Below are 14,843 nucleotides of genomic sequence, written 5' to 3' on the forward strand. Positions count from 1 at the left end.
ATGTGTGTCATCGTAGGTATCGTCGGTAAGTCGAACGTCAATCAGGCGCTGTATGACGCGCTAACCGTGCTCCAGCACCGCGGCCAGGACGCTGCCGGTATTGTCACCAGCCATGATGGCCGGTTATTCCTGCGCAAGGACAATGGTCTTGTGCGTGACGTGTTCCATCAGCGTCACATGCAGCGCCTGGTCGGCCACATGGGCATTGGCCATGTGCGTTATCCGACCGCGGGCAGCTCGACTTCGGCCGAGGCTCAACCGTTTTACGTCAACTCGCCTTACGGCATTACCCTGGCGCACAACGGTAACCTGACCAACGTTGAACAGCTGGCCAAGGAGATTTACGAATCAGACCTGCGCCACGTCAACACCAATTCCGATTCGGAAGTGCTGCTCAACGTGTTCGCTCACGAACTGGCCCAGCGCGGCAAGTTGCAGCCTACCGAAGAAGACGTGTTTGCCGCCGTAACTGACGTGCACAACCGTTGCGTCGGTGGTTACGCGGTCGTGGCGATGATCACCGGCTACGGTATCGTCGGTTTCCGTGACCCGCACGGCATCCGCCCGATCGTCTTCGGCCAGCGTCACACCGACGAAGGCGTCGAGTACATGATCGCCTCCGAAAGCGTGTCCCTGGACGTGCTCGGTTTCACCCTGATTCGCGACCTGGCACCGGGCGAAGCGGTCTACATCACTGAAGACGGCAAGCTGCACACCCGTCAGTGTGCGACCAACCCGTCCCTGACCCCGTGCATCTTCGAACACGTCTACCTGGCGCGTCCGGACTCGATCATCGACGGCGTCTCGGTCTACAAGGCTCGTCTGCGCATGGGCGAGAAACTCGCCGAGAAGATCCTGCGCGAACGCCCTGAGCACGACATCGACGTGGTCATCCCGATCCCGGACACCAGCCGCACCGCGGCCCTGGAGCTGGCGAACCACCTGGGCGTCAAGTTCCGCGAAGGCTTCGTGAAGAACCGCTACATCGGCCGGACCTTCATCATGCCGGGCCAGGCTGCACGGAAAAAATCCGTACGCCAGAAGCTCAACGCCTTCGAACTGGAATTCCGCGGCAAGAACGTGATGCTGGTGGACGACTCGATCGTTCGCGGCACCACCTGCAAGCAGATCATCCAGATGGCCCGTGAAGCCGGCGCGAAAAACGTCTACTTCTGCTCGGCGGCCCCGGCCGTTCGCTACCCGAACGTCTACGGCATCGACATGCCGAGCGCTCACGAGCTGATCGCCCACAACCGTTCGACCCAGGACGTGGCTGATCTGATCGGTGCTGACTGGCTGATCTATCAGGACTTGCCTGACTTGATCGAAGCGGTCGGTGGCGGCAAGATCAAGATCGAGAAGTTCGATTGCGCAGTATTCGACGGCCAGTACGTTACCGGCGACGTCGATGAGGCTTATCTGAACAAGATCGAGCAGGCGCGTAACGATGCCTCCAAGGTCAAGACCCAGGCAGTCAGCGCGATCATTGATCTGTATAACAACTGAGTAAACGAACGGCCTGTAGGAGCGAGGCTTGCCCGCGAAGCTTTTGGCGTTCCCAAAGGTCCCTTCGCGGGCAAGCCATGCTCCTACAGGCCGATTTTGTATCTATTACCGAGTAGGGCAAGGAGTGACAGCATGAGTCAGGATTGGGATGCCGGTCGGCTGGACAGCGACCTCGATGGCGTAGCGTTCGATACCCTGGCCGTACGCGCCGGTCAGCACCGTACGCCGGAAGGCGAACACGGTGATCCGATGTTCTTCACTTCCAGCTACGTATTCCGCACCGCTGCCGATGCGGCGGCGCGTTTTTCCGGTGAAGTGCCGGGTAACGTTTACTCGCGCTACACCAACCCGACCGTGCGTGCGTTCGAAGAGCGTATCGCCGCGCTGGAAAGCGCCGAACAAGCGGTGGCCACGGCCACTGGCATGGCTGCGATCATGGCGGTGGTGATGAGCCTGTGCAGCGCTGGCGACCACGTGCTGGTGTCGCGCAGCGTGTTCGGCTCGACCATCAGCCTGTTCGAGAAGTACTTCAAGCGCTTTGGCATCGAAGTCGACTACGTGCCGCTCGCGGACCTGTCCGGTTGGGATGCGGCGATCAAGGCCAACACCAAGTTGCTGTTCGTCGAGTCGCCGTCCAACCCGCTGGCCGAGTTGGTCGATATCGCCGAACTGTCGAAAATCGCTCACGCCAAAGGCGCGATGCTGGTGGTCGACAACTGCTTCTGCACGCCTGCCTTGCAGCAGCCGTTGAAGCTCGGCGCGGACATCGTCGTGCACTCGGCGACCAAGTTCATCGACGGCCAGGGCCGTTGTATGGGCGGCGTGGTGGCCGGTCGCAGCGAGCAGATGAAAGAAATCGTCGGTTTCCTGCGCACCGCAGGGCCGACCCTCAGCCCATTCAACGCCTGGATTTTCCTCAAGGGCCTCGAAACCCTGAACCTGCGGATGAAGGCCCACTGTGCCAACGCCCAGCAACTGGCCGAATGGCTGGAGCAGCAGGACGGTATCGAGAAGGTGCATTACGCCGGTCTCAAGAGCCATCCGCAGCACGAACTGGCCTTGCGTCAGCAGAAGGGCTTCGGCGCGGTCGTGAGTTTCGAGGTCAAGGGCGGCAAAGAGGGCGCGTGGCGCTTTATCGATGCGACCCGTTTGATTTCCATCACCGCCAATCTCGGCGACACCAAGACCACCATCACCCACCCGAGCACCACCTCCCACGGCCGTCTGGCGCCGCAAGAGCGTGAAGCGGCGGGCATCCGTGACAGCCTGATCCGCATCGCGGTCGGCCTGGAAGATGTAGCCGACCTGCAAGCCGATCTGGCACGCGGGTTGGCTGCCTTGTGATCGAGTTGTCGACGCCGAGTACGGGCACCCATGGTCGTGTGGCGCTGGTCACCGGTGCCGCGCGGGGTATCGGCCTGGGCATCGCGGCCTGGCTGATCAGCGAAGGCTGGCAAGTGGTGCTGACGGATCTGGATCGCGTGCGCGGTTCGAAAGTGGCGAAGGTGCTGGGCGACAACGCCTGGTTCATCGCCATGGACGTCTCGAACGAAGGACAGGTCGCGCTGGGCGTTGCCGAAGTGCTGGGGCAGTTCGGGCGTCTGGATGCGTTGGTGTGCAACGCGGCGGTCGCCGATCCGCATAACATCACTCTGGAAAGCCTCGATCTGGCCTACTGGAACCGCGTTTTGGCGGTCAACCTCAGTGGGCCGATGTTGTTGGCCAAGCACTGTGCGCCGTACCTGCGTGCTCACAACGGTGCAATCGTCAACCTGGCCTCGACCCGCGCCGGGCAGTCGGAACCGGACACAGAGGCTTACGCGGCGAGCAAGGGCGGCCTGTTGGCCCTGACTCACGCGTTGGCGATCAGCCTGGGGCCGGAGATCCGCGTCAACGCGGTCAGCCCCGGCTGGATCGATGCCCGGGATCCAACGGCACGGCGTGCCGAACCGTTGACCGATGCCGACCATGCCCAGCATCCGGCGGGCAGGGTAGGGACGGTCGAGGACGTGGCGGCAATGGTGGCGTGGTTGTTATCCAGGAACGCCGGTTTCGTCACGGGCCAGGAGTTCGTGGTGGATGGCGGCATGACCAAGAAGATGGTCTACGCGTAGACAGCCGCAAGTTTCAAGCTACAAGCTGCAAGCAAGGGCGAGCCTCTGTGGGGCTTAATACGCAATCCTGCTTTTCCTTGCGGCTTGAAGCTTGGGACTTGAAGCTGTTTTGAAAAAACTTCAATCCTGCTATTGACTTAGGTTCGCTACCTGCGTAAATTTCGCGGCCTCGGAGATGCAAACGGGTGATTAGCTCAGCTGGGAGAGCGTCTGCCTTACAAGCAGAATGTCGGCGGTTCGATCCCGTCATCACCCACCACTTCCGAGAGTCTTGCGAAAGCAAGATGGAAGCTTTTAAAAGCCTCCACCGACGCGCAGCGGTAGTTCAGTCGGTTAGAATACCGGCCTGTCACGCCGGGGGTCGCGGGTTCGAGTCCCGTCCGCTGCGCCATATTTCCGAAGCAGGTTTTGACCTGGTTCGAGATTGAAAGCCTCGAAGCTTCCAGTCAGACGAGTTAATTGGACGCAAGTCCAAAGCGATACGCAGCGGTAGTTCAGTCGGTTAGAATACCGGCCTGTCACGCCGGGGGTCGCGGGTTCGAGTCCCGTCCGCTGCGCCATATCTGCTTCAAGGCCCACTGAACGCCTTGGAGCTACGAAGAAAGACGCTGGTCATGCCAGTATCCACTTCGAGTCGATAGCAAAGACCCTGGTCGAAAGACCGGGGTTTTTTGTGTCTGCGATTTGGCTTTTCCTTCCTTTTCCCTCGCCTCAGGGATTCGCATCCGCCAAACAGGCGCGATCTGCAATGAAATCTGACGTTTCGTGATAATTCCTCTCAAATACCCGCAGCCCTGATTAACCGGTGCTTGCGCGCCGAAGTCCTCCTCCCGCCACTGATTTATTCAAGTATTTACTGGGTGCAAACCGCACAAAGCGCTTTATTTGAAGTCCCATCACTAATTAGAATGAGTCGCATTTAAAATATTTCTTCGCGCAGGGTTCCATTAGATGAGTGATGCAGCGATGCCGACGGGGCAAACCTTCCACGACCTGTACCGCGATCACAGGGGCTGGCTCGAGAGTTGGTTAAGACGACGCATGAGCAACGGCAGTGATGCCGCGGACCTGAGTCAGGACACGTTCGTGCGTTTACTCGCCAGCTCCCAGAGCATCGCCGACCTGCAAGAACCCCGCGCCTACCTGGCGACCGTGGGCAAGCGCCTGCTGACCAACTTCTACAAACGCCGCAGCCTGGAGCAGGCCTATCTCAGTGCATTGGCGCTGCTGCCCGAGGACTGCGTGCCATCCCCCGAGCAGCGCTGGATCCTGCTGGAAACCCTGCAAGCCCTGGACGAATTGCTCGATGGCTTGCCGAGCCCGGTGCGCCGGGCGTTTCTCTGGAGTCAGCTCGAAGGCCTGGGTTATCAAGAGATCGCCGAACGCCTGCAAGTCTCGGAACGCACAATCAAACGCTATATGGCTCAAGCCTATGAACATTGCCTGCTGGTGGAGCTGTGATCGGTTCAGCACCTTCGGCTGAAGCCCGCCAGGTCGTGCGGGCCGCCGCGCGGTGGCTGGCGCTGATGGAGTCCGGCTCTGCCAATGAGCGTGATCGCGCCGAGTTGCAGAGTTGGCGCGACAGTCATTCCAGTCACGAACAAGCCTGGCAAAAGGCGCAATTCTTGCGCCAGCGTTTTGCCGATCTGCCGCCAGCCTTGGCGATGGCCAGTCTGGATCGGCCGCAAGCGAGTCGGCGCACCGTCCTCAAACGCGCTGTCGGCGCGGTGGCGCTGGTGCCGGCTGCCTGGCTGATCAGTCGACAGTTGCCGCTGGATGTCTGGAGCGCCGACCTGCGAACGGCGACCGGGGAGGGCAAGAAAGTCCAGTTACCCGATGGCAGCACGCTGCAATTAAACACCGCCAGCGCCGTCGATATCGATATGAAGTATCGACTGCTGAAACTCGTAGAAGGCGAAGTCGCGCTGAACGTGCCCGGGACCTCGCCGCTGACGATCCAGACGCACTTCGGGCAAGTGATCGTCAGTCAGAGCGAAGTCTGCGTTCGTCAGGGGCAGACGGGGTGCAAGGTGTCGGTGCTTAAAGGCGCGGTGCAGTTGCAGCCTTTGCGCGGGCCGGTCTTTTCCTTGCGCGGCGGCCAGCAGGTCAACCTTCAGGCGATGGGCGCCGGCGCTGTCGAGCCATTCGACGTGCTCGCCCCAGGCTGGCGTGACGGTGTGCTGATGGCGCAGAACCAGCCTCTCGGGGATTTTCTGCGTGAGCTCAGCACCTATCGCCCAGGTGTGTTGCGTTGGGAGCCGGAACTGGAATCCCTGCGTGTCACCGGCAGTTTTCGTCTGGAAGACACTGATCGCATCCTTGCGTTGCTAGCGGCCAGTCTGCCGCTGGAGGTGCATTCGCGTACGCGTTATTGGGTAACGCTGCTGCCGCGCAAAAATATTGTTTGAGGCGTGTCCCCTTTTTTCGCGTCGCTTGTCATTCAAGGCAAGTGAAACGAAATCAGAGAGATTCTCAATGCCCGCAGTGATGCCTTGCAGTACGCGTCTGGCTCCATCCAGGCTGCGCCCGTTGTTGCACTTGAGTCTGTTGTTGAGCCTGAGTGCCTGCCCGTTGTTCATCACTTCCGGTTGGGCCGCCGATGCGTCTAAACGCAGTTACCAGGTGCCGGCCGGCAGCCTCAGTGCCGCGTTGACCCGTTTCGCGGGGCTTGCCGGAGTCAATCTGTCGGTGGACCCGGCACTCGTCAGCGGGCGTAACAGCCCGGGTCTGTCCGGTGACTTCGCCGTCGAGGAGGGCTTTGCCCGGTTGTTGCAGGGCTCCGGTCTGCAGTTGCAACCGGTGGGCGAACAGGCCTACATCCTGACCCCGGCGCCGGAAGGCGGCAGCCTGCAACTGGCGCCGACCTCGATTCTCGGTGCCACAGGCGGATCGGACGGCGAGGTGTATGCCGGTGGCCAGGTCGCGCGCAAAGGCTCGCAAGGCTTGCTGGGCTCGAAAGACTTCATGGAAACGCCGTTCAGCATGACCACCTACACCAGTGAGGCAGTCAAGAACCAGCAGGCGCGGACCTTGGGCGATCTGGTTGCCAGCGATCCTTCCGTTCGCGCCACCAACCCGGCGGGAGGACGTTATGAGCAGTTCACCATTCGCGGTCTCAGCCTGTTCAACAGCGATGTTTCCTACAACGGCCTCTACGGCGTGCTGCCGACCTACACGATCGACATGGAGATGGCAGACCGCGTCGACATCCTCAAAGGCCCGAGCCAGCTCATCAATGGCATCTCGCCACGGGGTAGCGTCGGTGGCGGGATCAACGTGGTGCCCAAGCGCGCCACCGACAAGCCGATCACCTCGTTCACCACCAATTACGCGTCCAACAACCAGATCGGCGGCGCCGTGGATATCGGTCGGCGCTTTGGTGAGGATGACAAGTTCGGTTTGCGCTTCAACGGCGTGAAGCAGTCCGGTGATACCGAATGGGATCACCAGAGCGTCGACCGCGACATGTTCGTGCTGGGCCTGGATTTTCGCGGTGAGCGTTTGCGCCTCTCGACCGATGTCGGGCACACCGAGCGTGATACCGATGCCCCGCAAGAGCGTGTGATCGTCGGTGCGAACGCACAGGTTCCGCACGCCAGCGAAGTCCGCAGCAACTATGCGCAGCCGTGGAGCAAAGCGCGGACCGAGGACACCTTCGGCACGGTGAATGGCGAATTCGATGTCAGTGATTCCGTGATGCTCTACGGTGGCGTGGGCGCGCGGAAAAGTAATCATGACTTCCTCCGGCATGCCGTTTCCATCACCAACAACGCTGGCGATTTCAGCGTTCAACCGCGCGACTTCACCCGTGACGAAAATGTCCGCACGGCCAATTTCGGTGTGCGCAACTGGTTCCACACCGGTCCGGTGAGCCATGAAGTCAACCTGGCGGCCAGCTACTTCTACATGGACTTTGAAAACGGCGGCGCCCGTTATGCTGCGTCCCCCAGCAACCTCTATGACCCCGTGGAAACGCCGACGCCGGTCCGACCCACGCGACAGGATCCCAAGGTCTACACCGAGAACCGCTTCAGCGGCGTGGCGTTGTCCGACACTCTGGGCTTCTTCGATGACCGCGTATTGCTGACACTCGGTGCCCGCTGGCAGCGCGTGAAGGTCGACGACTGGTCGGACAATATCAAAGGCGACACGGCTTACGATGAGGAAAAAGTTTCTCCGTCGGGCGGCATCCTGTTCAAGGCCACCGACAAGCTTTCGCTGTACGCCAACTACATGGAAGGCCTGAGCCAGGGCAAGATCGCGCCGTCGACTTCGGTGAACGAAGACGAAATCTTCCCGCCGTTCATCAGCCGTTCGGTTGAGGTCGGTGCCAAGTATGACGCGGGCCCGTTCGCCGTCACCGCCGCAGTATTCCGCATCAAGCAGCCGGCCTATGAGACCAACGCTCAGACGCGCGTCTTCGGCCCGAACGGCAAGCGCGAAAACACCGGCGTGGAAGTGAGCATGTTCGGTGAACCGCTCAAAGGCGTCCGCCTGCTCGGCGGCGTCATGTACATCGACAGTGAGTTGAAAAACACCACCAATGGCACCTTCGACGGCAATCGCGCGCCTGCGACGCCGAAATACAACGTCAACGTGGGCGCCGAATATGACGTGCGCTCCGTGGAAGGCTTGACCCTGACCAGCCGCGCCATCTATTCCAGCTCGCAGTACCTGGACCAGTCCAACGTCAAGGAAATCGATTCCTGGACGCGTATGGACGTCGGCGCTCGCTACGCCTTCAAGGTCGACGAAAAGAACATCACCTTGCGTGCCAACGTCGAGAACGTAGCGGACAAGCGCTACTGGAGCTCGGCCGGTGCCTCGGATGACAGCGAGCCTGGATTGACGCTGTCGACCCCACGAACCTATCTCCTGTCGGCGACCGTCGACTTCTGAATCCATTCAAACGTGCGCTGCGCCACAGGGAGGGGCGCCGCAGTCAGCTATTTCCTTTAGAGGAAGAAACCATGCTCATCGTGACTTGATGAACTATCGCGATACATTTCTATAAGTTAGTGCCTGCTTCAGGGTAATAACAAAGTTGTCAGATTTATAACAAGAACATGGCCGGATAATGGCACTGATGATCGACTCTCAGGTTTTCATAACTTGTGAAGTTGTGTGCGCGAAAAGTTTTAATGATTGAATATCAAGTTATGTAAATATTCCAAAAAAGTCAGGGCCAGCAGTTGCGTCCATTTCTAAATGGGAATAGTTTGCATATCGAAACTTATCGAGGATAAACCGATGTTGAATGATGGCTTATTGCACTCTAATCCATTGCAAAAAACCAATGCCGACTATCTGGCTCGACAAAGCAAGTTCGAATCAAATGTACGCAGCTATCCGCGTAAATTGCCACTGGCAATCGCCAAGGCGCACGGAGTCTGGGTAACTGACGTCGAGGGCAATACTTATCTCGACTGCCTGGCCGGCGCTGGTACGTTGGCCCTGGGGCACAATCACCCGGCGGTCATGGCCTGCCTCGACAGCTTCCTAACGTCTGGCTTGCCGATGCACACGCTGGACCTGACGACACCGGTCAAAGATGCCTTCTGCGAGACGCTGCTCAGCCTGTTGCCGGACCAGGGTCGCGATTACTGCCTGCAATTTTGCGGGCCGTCCGGGGCGGATGCAGTGGAAGCGGCGCTGAAACTGGCCAAGACCTACACCGGGCGCAATAACATCATCAGTTTCTCCGGGGCCTACCACGGCATGACCCACGGCGCCCTGGCCCTGACCGGTAACACCGCGCCGAAAAATGCGATCGCGAGCCTGATGCCAGGGGTGCAGTTCATGCCGTTCCCTCACGAATACCGCTGCCCGCTGGGGATTGGCGGCGAGGCCGGGGTCGAGGCTCTGACCCACTATTTCACCCAGTTCATTGAAGACGTCGAAAGCGGCGTGTCGCTGCCCGCGGCGGTAATTCTCGAAGCGGTGCAGGGCGAGGGCGGGGTCAACTGCGCCCCGGTCAGCTGGCTGCGGGCAATCCGCGAGGTGACGCGCAAGCACGGCATCCTGCTGATCCTCGACGAAGTGCAGACCGGTTTTGGTCGCACCGGCAAGATGTTTGCGTTTGAGCACGCCGAAATCGAGCCGGACCTGATCGTCATGTCCAAAGCCCTCGGCGGTGGTTTGCCCATGGCAGTGCTAGGCATCCGTCGCGAGTTCGACGCCTGGGAGCCGGGCAACCACGCCGGTACTTTCCGCGGCAACCAGATGGCCATGGCCGCCGGGCTGGCCACGATGCAGGTGCTGCAACAGCAACACCTCGCAGCCCATGCCGAGCGCCGTGGCCAGTGGCTCAAGGATCGATTGATCGGGTTGCGGAAGCACTATCCGGCGCTGGGCCAGGTGCGCGGTCGCGGCTTGATGCTGGGCATCGAGATTGTCGACGAACGTCAACCGGCTGATCGCCACGGGCATTTCCCGATGGACCCGGCGCTGGCCGTGGCCATCCAGCAACAGTGTTTCAAACAAGGTTTGTTGCTGGAACGCGGCGGCCGCAAGGGCAATGTTATCCGTTTGTTGCCACCGTTGATTATCGACGACGAACAATGCCAACAAGTGATTCAGCGTTTTGATAACGCCGTGACCGCTGCCTTATTGCAGTTGCGTCCCTGAGTTAATCCATCGAAGTTGCCTAAGCCAATCGCCATGTTTCAGTTTTAGGGTGTTGGTGCAGATGCCATTGATTATTTAAAAGGCTCAGCGAATTCATGTCGTTATGTGGAGTTTCTTCGGCCGTTAAATCAGTCGAGCAGCAACTAATTTTTTCGCGAGACGTATTCAGTGACCTCACGGGCTACTGTGGAGCACCCATGAATCATCCAAATCGCAATGTGTTACCGAATATGGTCAGTGAATTGGCAACGACGTGCGCGTTGCTTAATTGCTTGATCAAAGAGTTTGCCTTGCCGGAAAACTGCCTCAGTTACAGTTGGCCGACGCAGATGCAAGGTATTGCCCCGGGCAGTTACCTCGAAGGCCTGGAATGGAAGGGCATTCCCCTGACCATCAAGCTGCCGAACCAGCAGCAATTCTTTGTGATAGTGGACCGCCGCGACGGTCTCGGCAGTCACCGTTACCTGTCGGACGTTTATGCCCGGCGCGGCGAGGGCGACTGGTCGTGCCTGGGGTTTGCCGAGTTCGTCGAGCAGTTGCTCACGGCGTGCGAACACATGACTCGCGCCAGCAACGATGAACTGCTGGATCAGGTGCTGCAAAGCCAGTTGCTGACCGCCGCCATCGTCGGCCACAACACGCCGAAGGACGCGGACCCGCTCAGCGGTTACCTGGCCAGTGAGCAAGGCTTGTGGTTTGGTCACCCGAACCACCCGGCACCTAAAGCGCGACTGTGGCCAGCGCATCTGGCCCAGGAAACCTACGCTCCGGAATTCCAGGCGCGCACGGCGTTGCACCTGTTCGAAGTGCCGCTGGAAGGCTTGAGCGTCGGCGCCAACGGTCTGAGCAAAGCGCAAGTGTTGGCCGGTTTTGCCGATCAGTCACAGGCGCGACCAGGGCACGCAGTGATCTGCATGCACCCGGTCCAGGCACAGTTGTTCATGCAGGACGGCCGGGTGCAGCAATTGCTCAAGTCCAAAGCGATTGTCGATCTCGGCGCCACGGGCCTGATGGCCAATCCCACGGCGTCGATCCGCACCTGGTACATCGAAGGTCATGAATTCTTTATCAAGGGCTCATTGAACGTGCGCATCACCAATTGCGTCCGGAAAAACGCCTGGTACGAACTGGAAAGCGCGCTGATGATCGACCGCATTTTCCGCAACCTGCAACTGACCCAACCCGAAACCCTCGGCGGCTTGTCGGTGGTGGCCGAGCCGGGCCTGTTGAGCTGGGCACCGCACAGCGTCAGCGAAGCGGACAGCCATTGGTTCCGCGAACAGACCGGAGCAATCCTGCGCGAGAACTTCTGCCTCGACAGCGGCACCGACTGCAGCATCATGGCCGGCACGTTGTTCGCCCGAGGTCTGCATCTGCGGCCGTTGGTGCATGAGTTCCTGAGTCGCTTCAACGGCAACGACATTGACGATCAACAGTTGCTGAGCTGGTTCGACGATTATCAGGCGCTGCTGCTACGACCGGTGCTGGCGTTGTTCTTCAACCACGGCATCGTCATGGAACCGCACCTGCAAAACAGCGTGTTGGTGCATGACAACGGTCGCCCGCAACGCCTGCTGCTGCGGGATTTCGAAGGGGTGAAACTGACCGAGGAACTCGGTGCCTCGCGGATCGACGCCGACGTGCATCCACGGGTGCGTGAGTCGTTGCTCTATACCCGCGCACAAGGCTGGAACCGCATCGTCTATTGCCTGTTCGTCAACAACTTGTCCGAGGCCGTGCTGGCCCTGAGTTGGGAGCGTCCGCACCTGGCGCCGCTGATGTGGCAACGGGTCGAGCAGCAACTGATCAGCATCCGCGCCGAACTGACTCGCGCGGCACCGGAGCTGGATGCGCTGATTGACGGTCAGCCGATTGCCTGCAAGACCAACCTGAAAGTGCGTCTGGCCGCCAAGGCTGATCGTCAGGCCGGCTACGTCACCCTGGAGTCCCCGTGGGGCAAGGAGACCCGGCATGGATAAGCTGCCCGCAACGGTGCTGGCCGCCATCGACGAAGCCCGTATCCAAAACGAAGACCCGCTGGCGCTGTTCATCTACGACCTGGACGCGCTGAAACAGCACGTCACTCAAGTGATGGCGGCACTGCCCGAAGGCGTGGAGCTTTACTACGCGATCAAGGCCAACAGCGAACCGCAAATCCTCGCCACCGTGGCGCCGTTGGTGCACGGCTTCGAGATTTCCTCCGGCGGCGAGATCGATCGGGTCCAGACCTGCCCGACGCCCAAACCGTTCATCTTCTCCGGCCCCGGCAAACTCGACTCCGACCTGCGTTCAGCGCTGCAACATCAGGTCGAAGCGATTCACATCGAAAGCCTGAATGAAATCGTGCGTCTGCAACGGCTGGCGCTGGAAGCGGGGCGGGTGCAGGACGTGTTGCTGCGGATCAACCCGGAACTGCCGTCGCCGCTGTCGAGCAAACTCGCGATGGCGGGCACTGCCACACCGTTCGGGATTGACGAGTCGGAGCTGGCCCAAGCGGTGAGCTGGGTCGATAACGCCAGTCACCTGCGGCTCAAGGGTTTCCATGTGCATGCGATGTCCCATCAGTCGCTGGTGGAACGTCACGAGCAACTGCTGGACCTGTACCTGGAACGCTGGCCGCAATGGAAGGCGTTGTCGGCGAATCCGGCGACCATTACTCATCTCAATGTCGGCGGCGGCATCGGCGTGAATTACCTCGGCTCGCAGCAATTCGATTGGCCGCGTTTGTGCGCGGACCTTGGGGAGTCCCTCGCGGCGTGTGCCGATGCGCCGATCGTGCGCTTTGAGCCCGGTCGTTTCATCAGTGCGTATTGCGGCTATTACGCGATCGAAGTGCTGGACAGCAAAACCAGTCATGGCAAGCACTTCCTGGTCTGTCGCGGCGGCACCCACCATTTCCGCCTACCCGTTGCGCAGGGGCACGATCACCCGGTGATTCATCTGCCACGGCATCCCGCAACTTCCGGTGCAGTGCAACAGAAGTGGACCGTGGTCGGGCAACTCTGCACGCCCAAGGATGTGCTGAGCCGCGATTGCCCGCTGACTGGTGTCGAAGTCGGCGACATGCTGGTGCTGCCGCTGGCCGGTGCCTACGGCTACAACATTTCCCACGCCGATTTCCTCTGTCATCCGCGACCGCCACAGCTGTTCGTGCAAGACGCAGGAGGCGCATCTTGGGTTTGACGGTCGCCGCTCCGCGCTGGCTGGTGGTGGTCAATGTGCTGTTGGGCACGTTGACCGTCAGCCTCAACAACAGCTCACTCAACCCGGCATTGCCGGCATTCATGACTGCCTTCGAGATCGGTCCGCTGCTGGCCACGTGGATCGTCGCGGCATTCATGGTGAGCATGGGCATGACCATGCCGCTAACCAGCTTTCTCAGTCAGCGGGTAGGGCGCAAGCGTCTCTATTTATGGGGCGTGGCGCTGTTTGTCTGCGGCTCGCTGATGGGCGCGCTGGCCAATTCCATCGCGCTGGTGATCACCGCGCGGGTGGTGCAGGGCATTGCCAGCGGGCTGATGATTCCGCTGTCGTTGGCGATCATTTTTTCGGTGTACGCCAAGGGCGAGCGGGGCCGGGTCACCGGAATGTGGGGCGCGGCGGTGATGCTGGCGCCAGCGTTGGGGCCGTTGTGCGGCAGCCTGATGCTGGAGTGGTTCAGTTGGCGTTCGCTGTTCCTGATGAATGTGCCGATTGGTTTGGTGGCGCTGATTCTAGGCGTGGCGGTGCTGCCAGCGTCCGAAGCGTCCGAGCGCAAACCGTTCGACCTAGCGGGTTATCTGTTGATCGCGGCGGGCATTGGCCTGCTGATGGTCGCGGTGGGGCGTTTGCGTCACGCCGAAGCCCTGACCGATCCGCTCAATCTCGGCATGTTGCTGGCGGCGATCCTGTGTCTGGTCGCCTTTGTGCGCCTGGAACTGAACCGCACCTCACCGTTGCTCAATCTGCGGATCTTCGCCCTGCGCGGTTATCGCTTGAGCGTGATCATCGCGGTGGTGCAGTCGGTCGGCATGTTCGAGTGCCTGGTGTTGCTGCCGCTGCTGGTGCAAGTGGTGATGGGCTACAGCGCGATCTGGACCGGTCTGTCGCTGCTGTGCACGGCGGCGTTTGCCAGCCTGTTCGGGCATCTCGGCGGTCGCTGGCTGGATCGGCACGGACCTCGGGGCGTGGTGCTCTGGGGGCTGCTGCTGACCGGCGCCGCGACGCTGGGCCTGGGCCTGCTCGGTGCCGGCTCCTCCATCGGCGTGGTGTTTTTCCTGATGATGGTGCGCGGCGCCGGGCTCGGCCTGTCATACATCCCGATTACCACCGCCGGGCTCAATGCGCTGCCCGAACCGATGGTCACTCAGGGCGCGGCGATGAACAACATTTCGCGGCGCCTCGTGTCGTCGCTGGCCATCGTCATCGCTTCACTCTGGCTCGAGTTTCGTCTCGGTACCGGGGTTGATTCCGCCGCTACGCCGGGGGCGATCAGTGAAGTGTTCATGGCCACCGGCATCCTGGTTTTGCTGGCGCTGCCCTGCGCCTGGCGTTTCCCCGTCCACGCATCCGACGAGCCGGCCGAGGCACTGCCTTCGGCCCTCGAACAGCGTTAAT

10 protein-coding genes and 3 tRNA genes are annotated in these 14,843 nt (G+C 60.5%); all 13 read left to right on the top strand.

The genetic code is table 11. The annotated features are described in order from the left end of the window. Positions 1–1,506: an amidophosphoribosyltransferase gene (gene purF, locus ACIOYV_RS26890; RefSeq protein WP_401328556.1), complete on the top strand. Its 1,506-nt coding sequence runs from the start codon at positions 1–3 to the stop codon at positions 1,504–1,506. A 132-nt stretch (positions 1,507–1,638) separates the two neighbouring features. Beyond that, positions 1,639–2,850: an O-succinylhomoserine sulfhydrylase gene (locus ACIOYV_RS26895; protein WP_054615508.1), complete on the top strand. Its 1,212-nt coding sequence runs from the start codon at positions 1,639–1,641 to the stop codon at positions 2,848–2,850. Next, entirely contained in the window at positions 2,847–3,620 is a 774-nt protein-coding gene (locus ACIOYV_RS26900) for an SDR family oxidoreductase (RefSeq protein WP_401328559.1), read from the top strand. Before ACIOYV_RS26895 ends, ACIOYV_RS26900 begins: the two co-directional genes overlap by 4 nt. A gap of 183 nt (positions 3,621–3,803) precedes the next feature. Further along, positions 3,804–3,879, top strand: a tRNA-Val gene (locus ACIOYV_RS26905). 55 nt (positions 3,880–3,934) lie between these two features. Next, a tRNA-Asp gene (locus tag ACIOYV_RS26910) sits at positions 3,935–4,011 on the top strand. A gap of 92 nt (positions 4,012–4,103) precedes the next feature. Further along, positions 4,104–4,180: transfer RNA gene (locus tag ACIOYV_RS26915), tRNA-Asp, on the top strand. A 391-nt stretch (positions 4,181–4,571) separates the two neighbouring features. Then, a complete protein-coding gene (locus tag ACIOYV_RS26920; protein ID WP_054052949.1) occupies positions 4,572–5,081 on the top strand; it encodes a sigma-70 family RNA polymerase sigma factor in 510 nt (169 codons plus the stop codon). Further along, a complete protein-coding gene (locus tag ACIOYV_RS26925) occupies positions 5,078–6,028 on the top strand; it encodes a FecR domain-containing protein (RefSeq protein WP_401328562.1) in 951 nt (316 codons plus the stop codon). Before ACIOYV_RS26920 ends, ACIOYV_RS26925 begins: the two co-directional genes overlap by 4 nt. A 67-nt stretch (positions 6,029–6,095) precedes the next feature. Next, on the top strand, positions 6,096–8,519 hold the full coding sequence (locus ACIOYV_RS26930) for a TonB-dependent siderophore receptor (protein WP_401328565.1): 2,424 nt from the start codon (positions 6,096–6,098) through the stop codon (positions 8,517–8,519). 351 nt (positions 8,520–8,870) lie between these two features. Then, positions 8,871–10,247 carry a diaminobutyrate--2-oxoglutarate transaminase gene (locus ACIOYV_RS26935; RefSeq protein WP_401328568.1) on the top strand — a complete coding sequence of 459 codons (1,377 nt, stop codon included), beginning with the start codon at positions 8,871–8,873 and terminating at the stop codon, positions 10,245–10,247. Between the two features lie 197 nt (positions 10,248–10,444). Then, the gene (locus tag ACIOYV_RS26940) at positions 10,445–12,226 is read left to right on the top strand and encodes an IucA/IucC family protein (RefSeq protein ID WP_401328571.1); all 1,782 of its coding nucleotides are present in this window, start codon (positions 10,445–10,447) and stop codon (positions 12,224–12,226) included. Continuing rightward, positions 12,219–13,430, top strand: coding sequence for a type III PLP-dependent enzyme (locus ACIOYV_RS26945; RefSeq protein ID WP_401328574.1), 1,212 nt, complete (start codon positions 12,219–12,221; stop codon positions 13,428–13,430). The genes ACIOYV_RS26940 and ACIOYV_RS26945 overlap by 8 nt, the downstream gene beginning before the upstream one ends. After that, positions 13,427–14,842: a DHA2 family efflux MFS transporter permease subunit gene (locus ACIOYV_RS26950; RefSeq protein ID WP_290028779.1), complete on the top strand. Its 1,416-nt coding sequence runs from the start codon at positions 13,427–13,429 to the stop codon at positions 14,840–14,842. The genes ACIOYV_RS26945 and ACIOYV_RS26950 overlap by 4 nt, the downstream gene beginning before the upstream one ends. The last annotated feature ends 1 nt before the right edge of the window (position 14,843 follow it).

The sequence above is a fragment of the Pseudomonas sp. NPDC087342 genome (genome assembly GCF_044744265.1).
GTDB lineage: Bacteria > Pseudomonadota > Gammaproteobacteria > Pseudomonadales > Pseudomonadaceae > Aquipseudomonas > Aquipseudomonas nunensis.